Genomic DNA, 19,853 nt, shown 5'->3' with positions numbered 1-19,853 from the left:
CAAGAACGCATATCAACTATGGAAGGTAGGGACACAAAATGAAATTAAACAAAAAATTTAAAGTTCTAGCAATAGGTGCAGCATTAGTATTATCTATAGGTGCTGTTGGATGTAGTAAACAGGAAGAAGCTCCAAAAGAAGATACTCAGCAGGAACAGGCTAAAGCAGAAGTTAAAACTATAAAAGGTGACGAAGTAGTGGAAGCTATGAAAGATGCTAACACTGTAGTAATAGATGCTAGAGATGCTTCTGAATACGAAGCTGGACATATAAAAGGAGCATTAAATGTTTTTGTAGATGAAGCTGAATCTAAACTTGGTGATCTTGAACAGTATAAAGATAAAAAAGTTATAGTATACTGCAACTCAGGAAACAAGAGTGGAAAATTAGCACAGTTATTAGTAGACAACGGATTTACAGATGTTTCTAATGCAGATGGTGTTAAACAGTATGAATATGAATTAGTTCAGGGTAAAGAAGAACCTAAAGCAGAAAAAGCAGAAGTTAAAACTATGAAAGGTGATGAAGTAGTAGAAGCAATGAAAGATACTGCTAACACTGTAGTAATAGACGCTAGAGATGCTAAAGATTTCGCTAAAGGACATATCGATGGTGCTATAAACGTATTCGTTGATGAAGCTGAAGATAAATTAGGTGAATTAGAACAGTACAAAGACAAAAAGGTTATAGTATACTGCAACTCAGGAAACAAGAGTGGAAAATTAGCACAGTTCTTAGTAGACAATGGATTTACAGATGTTTACAATGCAGACGGTGTTAAACAGTACGAATACAACCTAGTTAAAGGTGAATAATTAAAATAGAATAATAGATTATTTTTTAGAAAAGACTGTATTTATAAAAATACAGTCTTTTTTTTGTTAATCCCTTCATAAAGTTTACATAAAGTGATATAATTGATAAGGCGTAAAATGTTGAATTGTAGATAAATGATGAAATGATTCAAATTTTGCGACTAATTAAAAAAGGTTACAAACTCATCAAGAGTAATGAAATTTTTAGAAAATTATTATATAATAAAGAATACGATAAAAATAAAAATTAAACATAAATACACTAAAAAACAGTGTATTAAAATAGAATATAAACATAAAAATACTAGACGATAGAATAAATATATAAATATGAGAGATAGCCAAATTAAATATAGATAAAAGTTAGAGGAGAAAAAATATGCCAAAAATAATAGTTAAAAAGAGTGAACCTTTAAGAGGTACAGTTAAAATAGACGGAGCAAAAAATGCTGTATTACCAATAATAGCAGCTACATTACTTGCAGAAGGGAAATCAGTTTTAAAAGGAGTACCAAATCTTAGAGATGTTCATGTTATATCAGATCTTTTAAGACATTTAGGTGCTGAAGTAACATATGAAGGAACTACTTTAACAGTAGATGCAAGCAATATAACTACTTGTGAAGCACCATACGAACTAGTTAGAAAAATGAGAGCTTCATTCTTAGTGATGGGACCTTTACTTGCTAGATTTAACCATACAAAAATATCTATGCCAGGAGGATGTGCTATAGGAACAAGACCTATAGACCTACATCTAAAAGGATTTAAATCATTAGGGGCAGAAGTAGAAATAGATCATGGATTTGTTGAAGCAAAAACAGAAAAACTAACTGGGAACAAATTATACCTTGATTTCCCATCAGTAGGGGCTACAGAAAACATAATGATGGCTGCAGCATTAGCAGAAGGAACAACTATAATAGAAAATGCAGCAGAAGAGCCAGAAATAGTTGACTTAGCTAACTTCCTAAATGAAATGGGAGCAAATGTTAAAGGTGCAGGAACAAATACAATAAAAATAAAAGGTGTTGAATCTTTAAAAGGTGCTGAACATACAGTAATACCTGACAGAATAGAAGCAGCTACATATATGGTTGCAGCAGCTATGACAAAAGGTGATATAACTGTGGAAAACGTACTTATGGAACACTTAAAACCAATAATAGCAAAATTAAGAGAAACTGGTTGTGAAATAATCGAAATGGAAAATGCGGTTAGAGTAATAGGACCAGAAGTATTAAAACCAATAGATATAAAAACACTTCCACATCCTGGATTCCCAACAGATGTGCAGGCACAGTTTATGGCAATGCTTACAATAGCTAATGGTACAGCAGTTGTTATAGAAACTGTATTTGAAAATAGATTTATGCATGTTGCTGAATTCAACAGAATGGGAGCAGATATAAAAATAGAAGGAAGAAGCGCTATAGTAAATGGTGTTGATAAATTATACGGAGCTAAAGTTAATGCAACTGATTTAAGAGCTGGTGCAGCACTTATATTATGTGGACTTATAGCAGAAGGTGAAACACAGATAGGTGAAATATACCATATACAGAGAGGTTATGTGGATATAGACAAAAAAATAAGAGCTTTAGGTGGAAACATAGAAATAGTTGAATAATATTTAAAATTGGAAAATACCTAAGGTTTATTAATAATGCGGAAAAATAATAGATTTACAAGATAATAATAATTTGAAAATATGATATAATTGAGTATATAGCTAAATTTATTTAGCAAAAAATATTTAAATGACAAAGGAGTTTTTGAAATGGCAAAAGTATCTGGTGCTGATATAGGAATAGATTTAGGGACAGCTAATGTCTTAGTATATGTGAGTGGAAAAGGAATAGTACTTGAAGAACCTTCAGTAGTTGCAATAGATAATAAAACAAATGAAATATTAGCGGTTGGTAAAGAAGCAAAAAGAATGATAGGTAGAACACCTGCTAATATATCAGCTATAAGACCTCTTAGAGATGGTGTTATATCTGACTACAATACAACAGAAAAAATGTTAAAATATTTTGTTGAAAAAATAGTAGAAAAGAAAGGCTTCGGTAAAATAGTAATGCCTAGAATAATGGTATGTGTACCAACTGGCGTTACAGAGGTTGAAAAAAGAGCGGTTGAAGATGCTACAAAACAGGCTGGAGCTAGAGAAGTTTATGTTATAGAAGAACCTATAGCTGCTGCAATAGGTGCAGGAATAGAAATAGGTGAACCAAGTGGAAACATGATAATAGATATCGGTGGTGGTACTGTCGATATAGCAGTAATATCTCTTGGTGGAGCTGTTGTCAGCGACTCTATAAAAATGGGTGGAGATAAATTTGACGACGCAATAACAAAATACATGAAAAAACAGCACAACCTTATAATAGGTGAAAGAACAGCTGAAAAAGTTAAAATGGAAATAGGTAGTGCATTCAAGAGAGAAGAAGAAAAATTCATGAAAGTAACAGGAAGAAACCAGATAACAGGACTTCCATGTACTGTTGAAATAAGCTCAGCAGAAACATTAGAAGCTTTAGATGAATGTGTAGAACAGATAGTTGTTACAACTCACTCTGTACTTGAAAAAACACCACCTGAATTAGCTGCAGATATAAGTGAATCAGGAATAGTTATGACTGGTGGAGGATCACTATTATACGGACTAGACAAGAAAATAGAACAGAGAACTGGAATAAAAGTTAAAATAGCTGACAATCCATTATCTTGTGTTGCAACAGGTACTGGTGCAGCATTAAGTTCATTAGACGTATTAAAAACTGGTGGATCTTTCAAATCAATGCCAGCAGAAGAAAAATAATAAATATCAAATTGTAAAGAGGATTGAGGGGTTTAGTATCTAAACTCCTCAAATTTAAAATAGAGTAATTTGGAGAAAGATATGTTAAATATTGATCAGATAAAGGAAATAATACCACATAGATATCCATTTCTTTTAGTAGATAAAATAGTTGAACTTGAAGAGGGAAAAAGAGCAGTAGGTATAAAAAATGTGACTGCTAATGAACCATTTTTCCAGGGGCATTTCCCAGAATACCCTCTAATGCCAGGCGTTTTAATAATAGAAGCTATGGCACAGGTAGGTGCAGTTGCTATGATGTCTCTTGAAGAAAACAAGGGGAAACTAGGCGTATTTGCTGGCATAGATAAAGTAAGATTTAAAAGAGAAGTAAGACCAGGAGATACATTAACTATGGAAATAGAAATGAAGGCCTTAAAGAGAAACATAGGAAAAGCAGATGCCACAGCTTATGTTGACGGTGAATTAGTGTGCAAGGGAGAATTAATGTTTGCACTTACAGAAAAATAAAATTATCTAAAAATAATAATTTATCTTTTGGTTTGAATTTTATATTGACAAAAGATATAATCTATTATAAAATTAAATTCGTTGAAAAAATAGACAATCTTGATTACCTTATCAAGAGAGGCTGAGGGACAGGCCCGATGAAGCCCGGCAACCACCCACAAGGGAAAAGGTGCTAATTCCTACAGGATTTATCCTGAAAGATGAGGTTATGTTAATTAGTTATGCATAATTAACCTCTTCTTTTAGTGAAGAGGTTTTTTTATTATAAAAATTCTTTGCAAATTAACGCAAATAGATAAATACAATAACTAACATAAAGAATAATAAAAAGAAAATTGGAGAAATCCATAATAGGAAGACGACGTAATATAAAAAGGTAATTTAAAGGAAAAGGGAGGAAAGAAAGAATGGCAAGACATTTATTTACATCAGAATCAGTAACTGAAGGACATCCAGATAAAATCTGTGACCAGATATCAGACTCAATACTAGACGCATTATTAGAAGCAGATCCAAAATCAAGAGTTGCATGTGAAACAACAGTTACAACAGGATTAGTATTAGTAGCAGGGGAAATAAGTACATCAGCATACGTTGATATCCCAAAATTAGTTAGAGAAACAGTAAAAGAAATAGGATACACAAGAGCTAAATTCGGATTTGACTGTGACACTTGTGCAGTTATAACATCTATAGATGAACAGTCAGGCGATATAGCAATGGGTGTTGACGAAGGATTAGAAAGTAAATCAGGAGAAGTAACTGAAGAAGAAATAGAAAAAGTAGGAGCAGGAGACCAGGGTATAATGTTCGGATTTGCTTGTAATGAAACTCCAGAACTTATGCCATTACCAATATCTTTAGCTCACAAATTATCTAGAAGATTAACAGAAGTTAGAAAATCTGGACTTCTTGAATACTTAAGACCAGACGGAAAAACTCAGGTAACTGTAGAATACGAAGACAATAAACCAGTAAGAGTTCATACAATATTAATATCTACTCAGCACAGTGAAGATGTAACAACTGAACAGATAAGAAAAGACTTAATAGAACACGTTATAAAAGCTGTTATACCAGCAGAACTTCTTGATGAAGAAACATTATACTATGTAAACCCAACAGGAAGATTCGTTGTAGGTGGACCACAGGGAGATACAGGACTTACAGGAAGAAAAATAATAATAGATACTTACGGTGGATACTCTAGACATGGTGGTGGAGCATTCTCTGGTAAAGACCCAACAAAAGTTGACAGATCTGCAGCTTATGCAGCAAGATATGTTGCTAAAAATATAGTAGCAGCTGGACTTGCAGACAAATGTGAAATAGAATTATCATACGCTATAGGTGTTGCTAGACCTCTATCTATATTCGTTGATACATTCGGAACTGGAAAAGTTTCTGAAGAAAAACTAGTTGAACTAGTAAACAAACACTTCGACTTAAGACCAGGTGCGATAATAAGAGACTTAGACCTTTTAAGACCAATATACAAACAGTGTGCAGCTTACGGACACTTTGGTAGAACTGACATAGATCTTCCATGGGAAAGAACTGACAAAGCTGAAATACTTAGAAAAGAAGCTCTAGGTGAATAATAAAAATTAATTAGAATTTTAGATGCATACACTTTTTCGATTGATAAGTGTATGCATTTTTTTTAGAAAAATATATTATTATAAATATAGATATGTATAAAAGGAGGGAGTTGTCATGGGTAAATCTTGGACAGTAGAAGATATAAGAAAAGAAATGAAAAAGATGGATAGAATTCTTGGTAAAAAGGGATCTGAACTTCCAATAAAAATAAATCCGAGAATGACAAGAAGTCTTGGAATGTATAAATTTAAGATAGAAGACAAGAAAATAGTACCAGTTTGTTTTGAATTTTCAACAAAGACGGTATCTGGAGAGTACGATGAAAAGACTGTAATAGGGATAATTAGGCATGAATACGCACATTATGCAGCTAATGAAATTCACAAAGAAGCTTGTGGACACGATAGAAGATTTAAAAATATATGTGAATTAGTAGGAGCTCCAGGAAAAGCTGTAATGAGAAAAAATGGAGATAAAGTGTGTTAAAACGAACTTATGTTTGAAAAAAACTCCTACAATTAGTATAATTAATCTTATATGCAGTGAAAATATAAATAGAAAACAAAAATATAGATTTATAACATAGGAGGTGAAAAAGTGGAGAGAATAGAAGGATTAATAACAGATATAGTTTTTCAAAATGAAGATAATGGATATACAATAGCAAAGCTTACTAATGAAGATGGAGAAATTTCTGTGGTGGGATGTATGCCAACCCTTTCTGTAGGCGAGACAGTTGAAGTTGAAGGTAAATGGGGACGACACAAGGTGTACGGAAACCAGTTTGAAGTCAGCAATTTTGTACCTGTTACACCGACATCTATAGAGGGCATTAGGGTATACCTAGCATCTGGAATGATTAAGGGTATAGGAGAAAAAATGGCAAACAAAATAATTGATAGATTTGGCGTAGATACGTTGGATGTTATTCAAAATGCTCCAGAAAGACTTCAGGAAATAGATGGAATAGGAAAGAAAAAAGTTGCTCAGATTGTAGAAAGCTATGAAGAAGATAGAGAACTTAGAAAAATAATTCTTGAATTAGCTCCATTTGGAATAACTCCAAACCTATGTTTAAAGATATATAAAAAATACAACAATAGAGCTATGAAACTAATAAAATCAAACCCGTATAGACTTGCAGAAGATATAAGGGGGATAGGCTTTAAAATAGCAGATAACCTAGCTCAAAAGATAGGTATAGAAAGAGATTCTAAAGACAGAATTAGCCAGGGAATAATCTATGTCTTAAAAAAAGCTCTTGGAGAGGGACATACATTTTTACCAGAAATTGATGTTGAAAGAGAAGCCGTTAAGCTTCTCGGTGTAGAGGTCGAAAAAATAACTGAATGCCTATTAGATTTAGCATATGCTCAGAAAGTTAAACTAGATAAGATAGGAGATAATTTGCTTGTATATCTAATGAACTATTATCTAGCAGAAAATGGTGTGTGCAAGAAGCTTATAGAGCTTGCAACTTTTGACTTTAAAAAGGATAAAAAAATAGATATAGATGCAGAAATAGAAGCTGTAGAAAAGGCTGAAGGTATAAAGTTAGCTAATAGACAGAGAGAAGCTGTTACAGAGGCTTTACAGAGCGGTGTAAGTGTTATCACAGGTGGACCAGGTACAGGGAAAACAACTACAATCAATACAATTATAAAGATATTTAGACGCCAGAAGAAAGAGGTAGTACTTGCAGCGCCAACAGGACGTGCAGCCAAGAGGATGAGTGAAACATCTAATGAAGAAGCTAAGACTATTCACAGACTTCTTGAAATGGGATACTCTACAGATGACGATTTAGTATTCTTTAAGAATGAAGAGGAGCCTATAAAAGCAGATGTAATAATTGTAGACGAAGCATCTATGATAGATATACTTCTAATGTTTAGCCTTGTAAATGCTATAAAACCAGGGACTAGATTTATAATAGTAGGAGATAGTGACCAGCTTCCATCAGTAGGCGCAGGAAATGTTCTTAGAGATATAATAGATTCTCAAGTTATCAAAGTTGTAAGACTTGATGAGATATTTAGACAAGCTCAGGAGAGTATGATAATAGTCAATGCACATAAGATAAATAACGGAGAAGCTCCATATCTAAACGCAAAAAATAAGGACTTTTTCTTCTTAAATGCAGCGACAAATGAGGAGATAATGAGCACTATTATAGGACTTGTAGAAACAAGACTTCCTAAATTCTATAAGGTCGATCCACTTGAAGATATACAGATATTAAGCCCTATGAGAAAAGGTGATATAGGGGTTACAAATATGAACATAATTCTGCAGAGATACCTAAACCCGCCATCAGAAAGAAAGGTCGAGGTTACTTTAAACAAGAGGATATTTAGAATAGGTGATAAGGTAATGCAGATAAAAAACAACTATACAAAAAGTTGGAAAAATGAGGACGAAACAGAAAACGGAGAGGGTATATATAATGGAGATATTGGATATATTTACTATATAGACAAGAACAAAAAAATTATCTACGTTATGTTTGAAGGTTCAAGAATAGTTGAATACAATTTTGAAGAACTAGACGAGCTCGACCACAGTTTCTGTACTACAATACACAAAAGTCAGGGTAGTGAATTCCCAGTGGTAGTAATACCAATAGCTTGGGCACCGCCTATGCTATTATCTAGAAACCTACTTTATACAGCTATAACAAGAGCTAAAAAGCTTGTTGTATTAGTTGGAGATGTTAGATACTTAAAACAGATGATTCAAAACAATAGAGTGAACGCTAGATATTCAAACCTAGCCTTCAAGCTTAACCGGATAAAAAGAGAAGGAGTGTTAGTATAGTTGAATTATCTATCATTGATCATGGATTTTTTCTTTCCACAAAATATAACCTGTTTAATATGTCAAAAGCCTATAGATCCAAATAATACGTATTCTCTTTGTAAGGATTGTTTTGAAGAGATGATATTTATCAAAGAAGAGTGTCCTAAATGTGGAAAACCTGTGATAAATAGGATAAATTTTGAAAAGTGCGATGACGAAGAGGATAAATTTACAGATGAGGATATTAAGGAAATAGAGGATAACTGTATAATTTTGACGGGAAATAGTGAGTCGCAAGGTACAGTGAATTTGGAAATTGATGACGATGAGGAGTATATTTTAGAAAAATTTAAAGACTATAGAGAGGGATATGGCAAAGTAGAAGAAAAAAAGATAGAATACACGAGATGTAAATTTTGTGAGAATAAGAATTTCTACTTTGATAGAGCTATATCCTGCATAGAGTATTGTGATAAAAGTAAGGTATTAGTGCTTTCGTTGAAGTACTATGGAAACACATATATGTCAAGATATATTGCCCAGGTAATGAAGGATAAGCTAGAATTTGAGCAGCTTTCTGCAGATTATATAATCCCAGTACCTCTACATAAAAAGAGAATGAGAACTAGAGGATTTAATCAAGCTGAAAAAATAGCTAGATATCTATCAAAATACACTGAAATACCCATAATCGACTGTGTAAAGAGAAATAGAAACACAAAAAGACTCTATGCACTCAATAAATTTCAACGTGAAAAAGAATTAAAAAACGCCTTTGAAGTTAAAGAGGATAGCGAGGAAATAATAGGAAAGAGGATAATATTAGTCGATGATATATTTACTACAGGAACTACTGTAAATGAGATTTCTAAAAAGCTTAAAATATATGGAGTAGACGAGATAATAGTTTTGACATTCTTGACGAGAAATATAGATTAATCTAGGGAAATATTTATTAGAATAAAGAAAAATATTGACGAGTTAAGATAAATATATTAAAATATGTAAAGATGTTCAGGTCTGTGGTTGAAAGTCCAGGCCAGTCGCAGGCAAAGGGATCCACGTAAGCTAGTCCTAAAAGCGGGGCAGTGATCATAGTGCGGCCTAGAAGTAAGACCTACCGATATTCAAAAATAAATTCCAATCGAGAGAGAGTAGTAGTGATGCGAACCAGAGCGAACCCTCCAGTAGGCGAGTGTGGGGGTAAAGACCAGGTCAGCTGAATATCTAAAAAAAGAGATGAAGCAAATGCTTCATCTCTTTTTTTGTGTGTATTATTTTTCTTTTACTACGAAATATTCTTCAGGTTTTTCCTCTGGAGCATCTTTAGGTAGCCCTTTTTCTTTTTTAGGACTTCCTTTTACTTTATGCCATTCATACCATCCACCATCATAAACATGGATATCTTCCCAACCCATTGCTTCTGCATAGAAGTAAGTTTCACTAGCTCTCCAGCCAGTACCACAATGGAATGAAACTTCTTTGTCTGGAGTTATTCCCCATTTATTCCATCTTTCTTCCATTAATTCATAGTTGAACATAGTATTATCAACATTTCTAAAGTCTTCCATACTATATGGATCTGAACCTGCATATCCAAAACGAGAATTAGCTATATCACCAGCTTCTCCTATATAAGTGTATCCACTAACTTTACAAGTATACTCATCCCAACTTCTTATAGATGCTACAACAGCTTTGTCAGGATTTTCAACAACTTTTAATTCCTCATCATAGTCATATATAACATCAGGGTTCTGTGGAACATCTGCCCCAAAATCAACTTTTTCTGGTGTATTAGTTCCTTCTTCAAGTTCTCTTCCTTGAAGTTTCCAAAGTGTTTTTCCACCATTTAATATACGTATATCTTTAACACCTGCGTATTTCATTATTAGAGCAGCCCTTGCAGCAGCAGTAGTTGCTGGAGTAGTACCGTATAGAACTACAGTAGTATCTTTAGTTATACCTAGATTTTCTAAATCTTTTTTGATAACATCATCACTATTTCTATTCCAGAATTTTAACTGTTCTTCAAGAGGAACTGCGTCGTATTCAGCTAAAGCTCTTAAACCAGGAAGATGATTAAAAGTATCCTTAACATTTACAGCACCTTTTATATGACCACCTTCATATTCTCCATCTTCGCTACCAAGAGATACTTCAACTATTTTAAAATCATTACCATTATAAGTTTCAGGATTTTTACCATCGATTAAATCCTGTACCCACTGTGGATGAACATATATATCATATTTTGGAAGAGAAGATGTTTCTTTTTTTGCCTCAACATATGAGTTATATCCACCTTCTAAGATAGATAAATCAGTGAATCCTAATTCTTGATATTTTTTTGCATCTTCTTCTGATACAGTATCATTGCTATAAAGAACTGTTTTTTTAGAAGTATCAAGATGTCTTCTCTCTAATTCTAATTTCATTTCAGTTCCAATAGCAGAGTCTTTAGAAAGATCCATGTCTAACCAAGTTTCAGGAAAGTCCACAGCTCCTTTAATATGACCGCCGTGACCATCTTCAGTATTCCAACCTATAAACTGTTCCTCGCCTCTTATATCTACTACTTGCATAGATGATGGGTCTAATTCATCAACAGTTATAGTAGATATAGAACCCGATGTGTTTGTTGCTTCTTTTTCTTCTTCTTTAGGAGAGCATCCAACTACAGAGAAAGCTAGTACAGAAGATAAAAGAAGAGCCATAATTCTTTTGTGCATAATAATTACCTCCAAATTATTTTTTATTAAAGTAATTCACGATATACTTGATTATTAGTAGAATTAAAAAAGAAAACCGATACATTAAGATTGTATTAGTTGAATTATTCTGAATAAAAGAAGTATATGTATTACTAAAATATTCTAAGAAAGATAATTCGCCAAGAATTTCTTTATTAAATAGATAGAAAATGGCGAATGATAAAGGTTTTACTATAAAAGTAAACCCAATAACAGATACAATGTATTTGATAATATTTTTAAAAATAGAATCAGAATTCTTATACCATATAATACCAATTAAAAAAGCTTCCAATATTTGAAATATAAGAGTATAAATTATAGTACCAGAGCCCATTCCAATATTATTAAGAATAATACTGGCTACTGCAGCATATAAAGCACCCAAAATAGGACCTAATGTAGCAGAAACAATAGCCGTGGGTATAATATTAGAAGAAATAAATATAGGTGCTGAGGTATACATAGGTAAAATAGCATTTACTCCTGTTATTATTAGAGCAAAGAGAATTATTAAAAAGATTATCTTTTTTGATTTACCTTTAATAAAATTCAATATATCAACACTCCTTTAAATATAAAATTTTAATTAAATTTACATAAAATATAGTAAATTCAGAAGATAGTAACATAATAAAATAACAAAAAACGTTTGACAATACATATAGATAAAATCTATTTGATAAAAATTGTATATATAAAAAATCTATATTAATGTTAAGTAAAAACAATTAACAAATTAATAACAATATACACATTTTTCTGTGGAAAAATAAAAACCTACACTCAAGTAATATGCACAAAAAAATACTTATCAACAAACTTATCCACAATATCAACAGAATAATATCCACATTATCCACGAATATATGTGTAAAAACAATTATCAAAAATAGAAATTTTCTGTAAAATTTTCAGAAAAAAATAAAAATTTCTATAAAAAAAGAAGGAAATATTAAATGTATGTAGAATATATATAACAAGAAATAAATATCAAGCGATTACTTAAAGAAATGTAATAAGTAATAGAAAATATCAAGAAATATGTGATGATATTAAAGGAATTAGGCTTGATACCGAAAGGAGAGGTAGTTATGAAACTTACTATATCTGGAAAACAAATGGAATTAACTCAGGGAATAAAAGAGAACATAGAAAGCAAACTAAGTAGATTGGACAAATACGTAAGCCCAGATACAGATGTAAAAGTTACTGTAAGTGCTAAGAAAGGAAGACATAAAATAGAAGTAACTATAGCTCCTAAGAATGGTCATGTTATAAGAGCAGAAGAATCTCAGGAAAACTTATACCCTGCAATAGATCTTGTAGTTGACAAATTAAAAATACAGCTTAAAAAATACAAAGATAAAATGCAGAAGAGACATCAGGAAAACAAGAGTATAAGATTCGATAGTCCAGAAATAAACGATGCTATATTAGAAGAAGACTTAGAAGATTTTGAAGATGAATTATTCATAATCAAAAGACGTAAGAGAATAAATATAAAACCAATGAGTGAAGAAGAAGCAGTTCTTCAGATGGAATTAGTTGGACATGATTTCTATATATTCAAAAATGATGCAACTGATGAAATAGCTCTAGTTTACAAACGTAAAAATGGTGGATATGGTATAATAGAACAGGAAGAATACTAAAATATCATATATAAATTGATTATAATTAAAAATTTATACATAAAAAAGAAACAAGCTTTTTAGCTTGTTTCTTTTTTTGTCTATTTTTCTATCATATATATTCCTTCATGAACAGTAGTGTAGAATATCCAATTATTATTTTTAAAGAAATATCCAATTGCATCTCTTCATCAAAAGTAAATATTTAATATTATGTTAAAAGTATGTTTGCTAAAAGTAAAGTTATTTCAATACAATTCGACAAGTTGATAGAAAAAATCTATACTATAATTATATACTTAATCTATTTTTCAAATTTTCATACATACACCTTTTTTTTATGGTAAAATGAAAGATAGCATAAAATTAGAATATGTAAAAATATAACATAAATTAGTTCGAAGGAGAGATTGAATTATGGGTTTTTTAGATAGCCTATTTAATATGGCTGATAGAAAAGATTTAAAAAAATTCGAAAAAACAGCAGACCTTATAGAATCATTAGAGCCAAAATTTGAGGCAATGAATGATGAAGAATTAAGGGGAATGACTGATAAATTTAAAGAAAGATTAGCTAACGGTGAAACAGTAGACGATATATTACCAGAAGCATTTGCAGTTGTTAGAGAAGCTTCAAAAAGAACATTAGGGCTTAGACACTACAAAGTTCAGTTAATAGGTGGTATGGTACTTCACGAAGGTAGAATAGCTGAGATGAAAACTGGGGAAGGTAAAACTCTTGTTGCTACTTGTCCAGTATATCTTAATGCCCTTGAAGGAAAAGGTGTACACGTTGTAACTGTCAACGACTACCTAGCAAAACGTGACCGCGATCAGATGGCAAAAGTATACGAATTCTTAGGAATGACAGTAGGTGTTATAGTACACGGTCAGAGTCCAAAAGTTAGAAAAAAACAGTATGACTGCGATATAACTTACGGAACAAACAACGAATTTGGTTTCGACTACTTAAAAGACAACATGGTAATTCATGAAGAACAGATGGTTCAGAGAGAATTAAACTATGCTATAGTCGATGAGGTTGACTCTATATTAGTCGATGAAGCTAGAACTCCACTTATAATATCTGGACCTGGGGATAAATCAACTCATTTATACACAGATGCAAATACATTTGTAAACACTTTAAAACCAGACGACTATGAACAGGAAGAAAAAGATAAAGCTGTTTCACTTACTGAATCAGGTGTTAAAAAAGCAGAAATGTACTTCAATGTTGATAATATAACTGATGTATCTCATACAGAATTATATCATCATATAAATCAGGCTTTAAAAGCTCACGTTATAATGAAGAGAGATGTTGACTACGTTGAGAAAGACGGAGAAATCGTAATAGTTGACGAATTTACAGGACGTTTAATGTTTGGTAGAAGATACTCAGATGGTCTTCATCAGGCTATAGAAGCTAAAGAAGGATTAAAAGTTCAGAGAGAATCTAAAACTTTAGCGACAATAACATTCCAGAACTACTTCAGAATGTACAAAAAATTATCAGGAATGACTGGTACTGCTAAAACAGAAGAAGAAGAGTTCAAAGCAATATACAAAATGGACGTATTCCAGGTACCTACAAATAAACCAATGATAAGAGAAGATTTACCAGATACAGTTTACAAAAGTACAAGAGGTAAATTTAATGCTGTTGCAGATGATATAGTGGAAAGACATGCTAAAAAACAGCCAGTTCTAGTTGGTACTGTTTCAATAGAAAAATCTGAAATACTTTCAGATATATTAAGAAAAAGAGGAATAAAACACGAAGTTCTAAATGCAAAATACCATGAAAAAGAAGCTGAAATAATCGCCCAGGCTGGTAGATTAGGTGCTGTTACAATAGCAACTAATATGGCTGGTAGGGGTACAGATATACTTCTAGGTGGTAACCCTTCATTTATGGCTATAAAAGAAATGAAGAAAATGAACTTCACTGAAGAAACTATAAATAGAGTAAATGCTGCTAATGAAGTAGCTGGTGTTGAAGAAAATGAAGAATTAGATGCAGCTAGAAAAACATACCAGAAATTATACAAACAGTTTAAAGAACAGACTGATGCTGAACAGAAAGAAGTTCTTGCAGCTGGAGGACTTTGTATAATAGGTACAGAAAGACATGAATCAAGACGTATAGACAACCAGTTAAGAGGTCGTGCAGGTAGACAGGGTGACCCAGGTTCTTCAAGATTCTATATAGCACTTGACGACGATTTAATGAGATTATTCGGTTCTGATAGAATTCAGGGATTAGTAGATAAAATAGGATTAGAGGAAGATATGCCAATAGAACATAGAATGCTTACTAAATCTATAGAATCTGCTCAGAAAAAAGTCGAAGGAAAAAACTTCGGTATAAGAAAACATGTCCTAGAATACGATGATGTTATGAATAAACAGAGAGAAATCATATACAAAGAAAGAAGAAGAGTTCTTGCTGGAGAAAACTTACAGGAACAGATTCAGGATATGATTCACTCAATAGTTCAGAGCGGAGTAGAAGAGTACGATTTAGAAACTGGATTCAGTGCAGAAGGATTCAAAAAACATATGTACGCTAAATTTATGCCGGTTGGAAGCCTTGAAGATATAGACTTTGAAGGATTAAATTCTATAGAATTAACTGAAAAAGTTTACGAAAGAGCAAATCAGTTATACAATATAAAAGAAGAAAATATAGGTTCAGATAGAATGAGAGAAGTTGAAAGAATAGTACTTCTTCAGTCTGTTGATAATCATTGGATAGACCATATAGATGCTATGGATCAGTTACGTCAGGGTATAGGACTAAGAGCTTTAGGACAGCAGGACCCAGTTATAGCATACAAAATGGAAGGTTTCGACATGTTTGACGATATGAACAAACTTATAAGAGAAGATACAGTTAAGTTCTTATTCAATATAACTGTTGAAGTTCCAGCTGAAAGAAAAGCTGTAGTAGATGTAGATAAATTAGAATCTCCTGATACAGAAGGAACAGGTAAAAAACCAGTTGTAGCTGATAAAAAAGTAGGAAGAAATGATCCATGTCCTTGTGGAAGCGGTAAAAAATATAAAAACTGCTGTGGAAGATAATAAGATAAAGGCAATTTAGGAGGATAAAATGCTAAATGTGCAGGAATACAGACACGAATTAGATGCGATGTCTGAAAATATACAAGAATTGAGTGTTTCTCTTTGACATAGAAAGACTCAAAGAAAAGATAATAGAAAACGAGCAAGATATGGAAAGACAGGATTTTTGGGAAGATAATGAAAAGGCTCATAAAGTTCTTCAGGAAAACAAAAAACTTTGTGAGACTGTAGAAAAATTTGAGCAGCTTCAAAAAAATCTTGAAGATATAGAAGTATTAATCGAGCTTGGACTTGAAGAAGACGATTCAGAAGATATAGAGAAGGAAGTTTCTGATTCTATAAACAAATTAAAAGATGTTATAGATGAGATGACTATTCAGACACTTTTAAGTGGTGAATACGACAAAAACAACGCAATTGTGTCTATAAATGCCGGTACAGGAGGTCTAGATGCTCAGGATTGGGCTCAGATGCTTCTTAGAATGTATATAAGATGGGCAGAAGGTAGAGACTACAAGGTTAAGCTTTTAGACTTAATTTCAGATCCAGAAGCTGGTATAAAAACAGCTGTAATGCTTATCCAAGGAGATAATGCCTATGGATATTTAAAGGGAGAAAAAGGAGTACATAGAATTGTAAGAATTTCTCCGTTTGACCCTTCTGGAAAAAGACACACATCTTTTGCATCTGTTGATGTAATCCCAGAATTAGATGAAAATATAGAAGTAGAGATAAATCAGAGCGATTTAAAAGTGGATACATATAGAGCATCTGGTGCAGGTGGTCAGCATGTAAATACTACAGACTCTGCTGTTAGAATAACTCATCTTCCAACGGGAATTACAGTTCAGTGTCAGAATGAAAGGTCTCAGCACCTTAATAGAGAAGTTGCGATGAGAATGCTTATGGCTAAGCTGATTGATATTAAGGAAATGGAACAGAAGGAAAAGATTGAAGATTTACAGGGCAAATACACTCAGATAACTTGGGGTAGCCAGATAAGATCATATGTTTTCCAGCCGTATAAAATGGTAAAAGACCATAGAACTAATACGGAAACTGGAAACGTTGATGCTGTGATGAATGGAAATATTGATATATTTATTAATTCGTATTTAACTCGGAAAAAATTAAATAAGTAGAAAAAAAGAAGGGAGTAGCTTGCCTACACTGGCGCCTATGAATGCGACGGGCGTGTAGTGCAAGCTACTCCCTTCTTTTAGTTTACTATGTTTGAATTTTTTACCGAGTTAAAAAACGAATTAAGTAAATATATCTGAAGTAGACGATACTGCGCCTCTACAGGCGACGGGCGTGTAGTGCAAGTCTACTCCCTTCTTCTAGTTTACTAGTTTTGAAAATTTTACCGAGTTAAAAGACGAATTAAGTAAATGTATCTGAAGAGCAAGATGTTGGAGAAGTTTGTTTTTTGAAGTATAATATTAGTTATAGTAAATGATTTTAAGATGGGAGTGACCTAGGTGGATATTAATAATATTTTGAAGGAAGAGTTCAACCTAAAGGATTTTCAGGTTGTTAATACTATAGAGCTTATTGATGAGGGGAATACTATTCCGTTCATTGCGAGATATAGAAAGGAAAAGACTGGTGAGATGAGTGATACTGTTCTTAGACAGTTCCACGAAAAACTAGTTTATCTTAGAAATTTAGAGTCTAGAAAGGAAGATGTTATTAGACTTATTGACGAGCAGGGGAAATTGACTAAGGAGATTTCTAAGGCTGTTGAGAAGGCGAATACTCTTCAGGAAGTTGAGGATGTTTACGCACCATTTAAGAAGAAAAAGAGAACTAGAGCATCTATTGCTAAGGAAAAGGGCTTAGAAAAACCTGCACTTGAGATAATGTATGGTAAAACTGATGACGTAAATGGACTAGCTAGCAAGTATATAGACGAAGAAAAAGATTTAAAATCTGTAGAGGATGTTTTAAAAGGTGTTAATGATATAATTGCTGAGATTGTTTCAGATGATGCAGAAGTTAGAAAATATTTAAGAGAGAATGCAAGAAATAGAGGTAGAGTTGTATCTAAGGGAAGCTCTGATGAAAAGACTGTTTACGAAATGTATTACGACTATTCAGAGCCAGTTAAATACATAGCACCACACAGAATACTTGCGGTAAATAGGGGAGAAAATGAAAAAATCTTAAAGGTTAAGATAGAGATAGACGACGAATATGTAAAAGGTTGGATAGAAAGAAGATATACTAAAAAATTATCTGGAAAATGTAGGGAAATAGTTGTTGAAGCTATAGAAGATGCGTATAAGAGACTTATTTTCCCTGCGATTGAAAGAGAAATAAGAAATGAGCTTACAGAAAAAGGTCAGGAAAGAGCAATAAGTGTATTCGGTAAGAACTTAAACAGCCTACTTCTTCAGCCACCTATACATGGTAAAAATGTTATGGGATTTGACCCTGGAATTAGAACAGGATGTAAGATTGCGGTAGTTGATAGAAATGGTAAATTCTTAGACTCAGCGGTTGTATTTGTTACAGGAAGTCAAGCTAAAAAATCTGAGGCAGAAAAGGAATTAATTGGATTAATTAAAAAACACGATATAGATATAATAGCTATCGGAAATGGTACAGCTTCTAGAGAATCTGAAGCATTTGTGGCGAAGATGATAAAAGATAATAATTTAGACGTTAAATACGTGATAGTAAGTGAAGCAGGGGCATCTGTATATTCCGCTTCAGAATTAGCAGCTAAAGAGCATCCAGACATCAACGTATCTATTAGAGGTGCAATTTCTATAGCTAGAAGAATTCAGGATCCTCTTGCAGAGCTTATAAAAATAGATCCAAAGAGCATAGGTGTTGGACAGTATCAGCACGATGTTAATGGAAAAAGACTTGAAGAAGTATTAGACGGTGTTGTAGAGGATGCGGTAAATAGTGTAGGTGCGGACTTAAATACAGCATCTGCATCGCTTTTAGAACATGTTGCGGGAATTAGCTCAGCTGTAGCTAAAAATATCGTAGCATATAGAGAAGAAAATGGAGAATTCAAATCTAGAAGTGAAATTAAAAAAGTAAGCAAACTTGGTCCAAAAGCATTTACACAGTGTGCGGGATTTTTAAGAATTCCAGAAGCTAAAAATCCTCTTGATAATACAGGAGTTCATCCAGAAAGTTATGCTACTTGTGAAAAAATGCTAACTGTACTTGAATACTCTAAAGACGATATAAAAAATGGAAATTTAAAAGATATAGATGAAAAAGTTAAGGTTGTGGGATTAACTAAATTAGCAGAAGAACTTGAATCAGGTGTTCCTACAATAAAGGATATAATTGCAGAGATTAAAAGACCAGGTAGAGACCCTAGAGAAGATGGTATGAAGCCAATTCTTAGAACTGATGTGCTTAGCATGGATGATTTAAGAGATGGAATGGTGCTTAAAGGTACTGTTAGAAATGTTGTAGATTTTGGTGCATTTGTTGATATAGGTGTTAAAACTGATGGACTTGTTCACAAGAAAGAAATGGGTGTAAAGGTAAATGATCCTATGGAAGTTGTATCTGTTGGGGATATAATAGATGTTAAGGTTGTAAATGTTGACAAGGAAAAAAATAGAATAGCATTAAGTATGAATGTATAATTTTTTAGAAAAATATATAGAAAGAAAGTAATAAATGGCAGCTGAGATTTTTCTCAGCTGTTTTTTTATTGGATGTATAAAATTACCCGTTTTACTGATAGGTTCCTCTTTTATAAAATCATATATCAAGTATGTTTTTAAAAGCCCTTGTATATATATTGTGTATATTTGGAAAAAATATAAATAGACAGCAATATATAAAGAAA

At 32.6% G+C, this 19,853-nt stretch carries 14 protein-coding genes and 1 riboswitch; of the genes, 12 read left to right on the top strand and 2 right to left on the bottom strand.

The genetic code is table 11. The features are described from left to right. Window positions 1-38: 38 nt before the first annotated feature. From ACK2WN_RS04445 to ACK2WN_RS04410, 8 genes are all read left to right on the top strand, one after another. Complete coding sequence (locus ACK2WN_RS04445; protein WP_416154939.1) at window positions 39-815, top strand: rhodanese-like domain-containing protein; 777 nt, start codon at window positions 39-41, stop codon at window positions 813-815. Between the two features lie 379 nt (window positions 816-1,194). Next, window positions 1,195-2,445 carry a UDP-N-acetylglucosamine 1-carboxyvinyltransferase gene (gene murA / locus ACK2WN_RS04440; protein ID WP_270838424.1) on the top strand — a complete coding sequence of 417 codons (1,251 nt, stop codon included), beginning with the start codon at window positions 1,195-1,197 and terminating at the stop codon, window positions 2,443-2,445. 150 nt (window positions 2,446-2,595) lie between these two features. Next, complete coding sequence (locus tag ACK2WN_RS04435; RefSeq protein WP_300529254.1) at window positions 2,596-3,639, top strand: rod shape-determining protein; 1,044 nt, start codon at window positions 2,596-2,598, stop codon at window positions 3,637-3,639. Between the two features lie 81 nt (window positions 3,640-3,720). Further along, window positions 3,721-4,149, top strand: coding sequence for a 3-hydroxyacyl-ACP dehydratase FabZ (gene fabZ / locus ACK2WN_RS04430; protein ID WP_329998814.1), 429 nt, complete (start codon window positions 3,721-3,723; stop codon window positions 4,147-4,149). 105 nt (window positions 4,150-4,254) lie between these two features. After that, window positions 4,255-4,356: riboswitch (SAM riboswitch) on the top strand. Between the two features lie 200 nt (window positions 4,357-4,556). Further along, window positions 4,557-5,750 carry a methionine adenosyltransferase gene (gene metK / locus ACK2WN_RS04425; RefSeq protein ID WP_329998812.1) on the top strand — a complete coding sequence of 398 codons (1,194 nt, stop codon included), beginning with the start codon at window positions 4,557-4,559 and terminating at the stop codon, window positions 5,748-5,750. 115 nt (window positions 5,751-5,865) lie between these two features. Next, window positions 5,866-6,237: a SprT-like domain-containing protein gene (locus ACK2WN_RS04420; protein WP_329998810.1), complete on the top strand. Its 372-nt coding sequence runs from the start codon at window positions 5,866-5,868 to the stop codon at window positions 6,235-6,237. Between the two features lie 111 nt (window positions 6,238-6,348). Continuing rightward, window positions 6,349-8,568, top strand: coding sequence for an ATP-dependent RecD-like DNA helicase (locus tag ACK2WN_RS04415; RefSeq protein ID WP_300529246.1), 2,220 nt, complete (start codon window positions 6,349-6,351; stop codon window positions 8,566-8,568). A gap of 21 nt (window positions 8,569-8,589) precedes the next feature. Continuing rightward, window positions 8,590-9,489, top strand: coding sequence for a ComF family protein (locus tag ACK2WN_RS04410; protein ID WP_300529284.1), 900 nt, complete (start codon window positions 8,590-8,592; stop codon window positions 9,487-9,489). A 335-nt stretch (window positions 9,490-9,824) separates the two neighbouring features. On the opposite strand, the gene ACK2WN_RS04405 is transcribed toward ACK2WN_RS04410, so the two are convergent. Beyond that, window positions 9,825-11,282, bottom strand: a complete 1,458-nt coding sequence (locus ACK2WN_RS04405; RefSeq protein ID WP_416154938.1) for a rhodanese-like domain-containing protein — start codon at window positions 11,280-11,282, stop codon at window positions 9,825-9,827. Between the two features lie 16 nt (window positions 11,283-11,298). Further along, window positions 11,299-11,859, bottom strand: a complete 561-nt coding sequence (locus tag ACK2WN_RS04400; protein WP_300529242.1) for a hypothetical protein — start codon at window positions 11,857-11,859, stop codon at window positions 11,299-11,301. 538 nt (window positions 11,860-12,397) lie between these two features. Between ACK2WN_RS04400 and hpf the strand changes: the two genes are divergently transcribed. The 4 genes from hpf to ACK2WN_RS04380 all read left to right on the top strand — a co-directional run bounded on the left by hpf (window position 12,398) and on the right by ACK2WN_RS04380 (window position 19,647). Continuing rightward, complete coding sequence (gene hpf / locus ACK2WN_RS04395) at window positions 12,398-12,958, top strand: ribosome hibernation-promoting factor, HPF/YfiA family (RefSeq protein WP_300529240.1); 561 nt, start codon at window positions 12,398-12,400, stop codon at window positions 12,956-12,958. A 396-nt stretch (window positions 12,959-13,354) separates the two neighbouring features. After that, a complete protein-coding gene (gene secA / locus ACK2WN_RS04390) occupies window positions 13,355-16,027 on the top strand; it encodes a preprotein translocase subunit SecA (RefSeq protein WP_416154937.1) in 2,673 nt (890 codons plus the stop codon). A 28-nt stretch (window positions 16,028-16,055) separates the two neighbouring features. Next, window positions 16,056-17,169 (top strand): peptide chain release factor 2 gene (prfB, locus tag ACK2WN_RS04385; RefSeq protein ID WP_300529235.1). Its coding sequence is split into 2 segments (ribosomal slippage): window positions 16,056-16,130 and window positions 16,132-17,169, totalling 1,113 coding nucleotides; the frame shifts between segments, so codons are not numbered across the junction. 339 nt (window positions 17,170-17,508) lie between these two features. Continuing rightward, a complete protein-coding gene (locus ACK2WN_RS04380; protein WP_416154936.1) occupies window positions 17,509-19,647 on the top strand; it encodes a Tex family protein in 2,139 nt (712 codons plus the stop codon). Window positions 19,648-19,853 lie beyond the last annotated feature (206 nt).

The sequence above is a fragment of the Peptacetobacter sp. AB800 genome (genome assembly GCF_047807365.1).
In the GTDB taxonomy this organism is placed as follows: domain Bacteria; phylum Bacillota; class Clostridia; order Peptostreptococcales; family Peptostreptococcaceae; genus Peptacetobacter.
This window is presented reverse-complemented; position numbering and strand designations above follow the sequence as displayed.

What these genes read in the sequence shown, in the direction of transcription:
- fabZ (WP_329998814.1), top strand. Translation starts at nt 3,721, where the DNA reads ATGTTAAATATTGATCAGATAAAGGAAATAATACCACATAGATATCCA.
- ACK2WN_RS04445 (WP_416154939.1), top strand. Translation starts at nt 39, where the DNA reads ATGAAATTAAACAAAAAATTTAAAGTTCTAGCAATAGGTGCAGCATTA.
- hpf (WP_300529240.1), top strand. Translation starts at nt 12,398, where the DNA reads ATGAAACTTACTATATCTGGAAAACAAATGGAATTAACTCAGGGAATA.
- ACK2WN_RS04435 (WP_300529254.1), top strand. Translation starts at nt 2,596, where the DNA reads ATGGCAAAAGTATCTGGTGCTGATATAGGAATAGATTTAGGGACAGCT.
- metK (WP_329998812.1), top strand. Translation starts at nt 4,557, where the DNA reads ATGGCAAGACATTTATTTACATCAGAATCAGTAACTGAAGGACATCCA.
- ACK2WN_RS04420 (WP_329998810.1), top strand. Translation starts at nt 5,866, where the DNA reads ATGGGTAAATCTTGGACAGTAGAAGATATAAGAAAAGAAATGAAAAAG.
- secA (WP_416154937.1), top strand. Translation starts at nt 13,355, where the DNA reads ATGGGTTTTTTAGATAGCCTATTTAATATGGCTGATAGAAAAGATTTA.
- ACK2WN_RS04410 (WP_300529284.1), top strand. Translation starts at nt 8,590, where the DNA reads ATGGATTTTTTCTTTCCACAAAATATAACCTGTTTAATATGTCAAAAG.
- murA (WP_270838424.1), top strand. Translation starts at nt 1,195, where the DNA reads ATGCCAAAAATAATAGTTAAAAAGAGTGAACCTTTAAGAGGTACAGTT.
- ACK2WN_RS04405 (WP_416154938.1), bottom strand. Translation starts at nt 11,282, where the DNA reads ATGCACAAAAGAATTATGGCTCTTCTTTTATCTTCTGTACTAGCTTTC.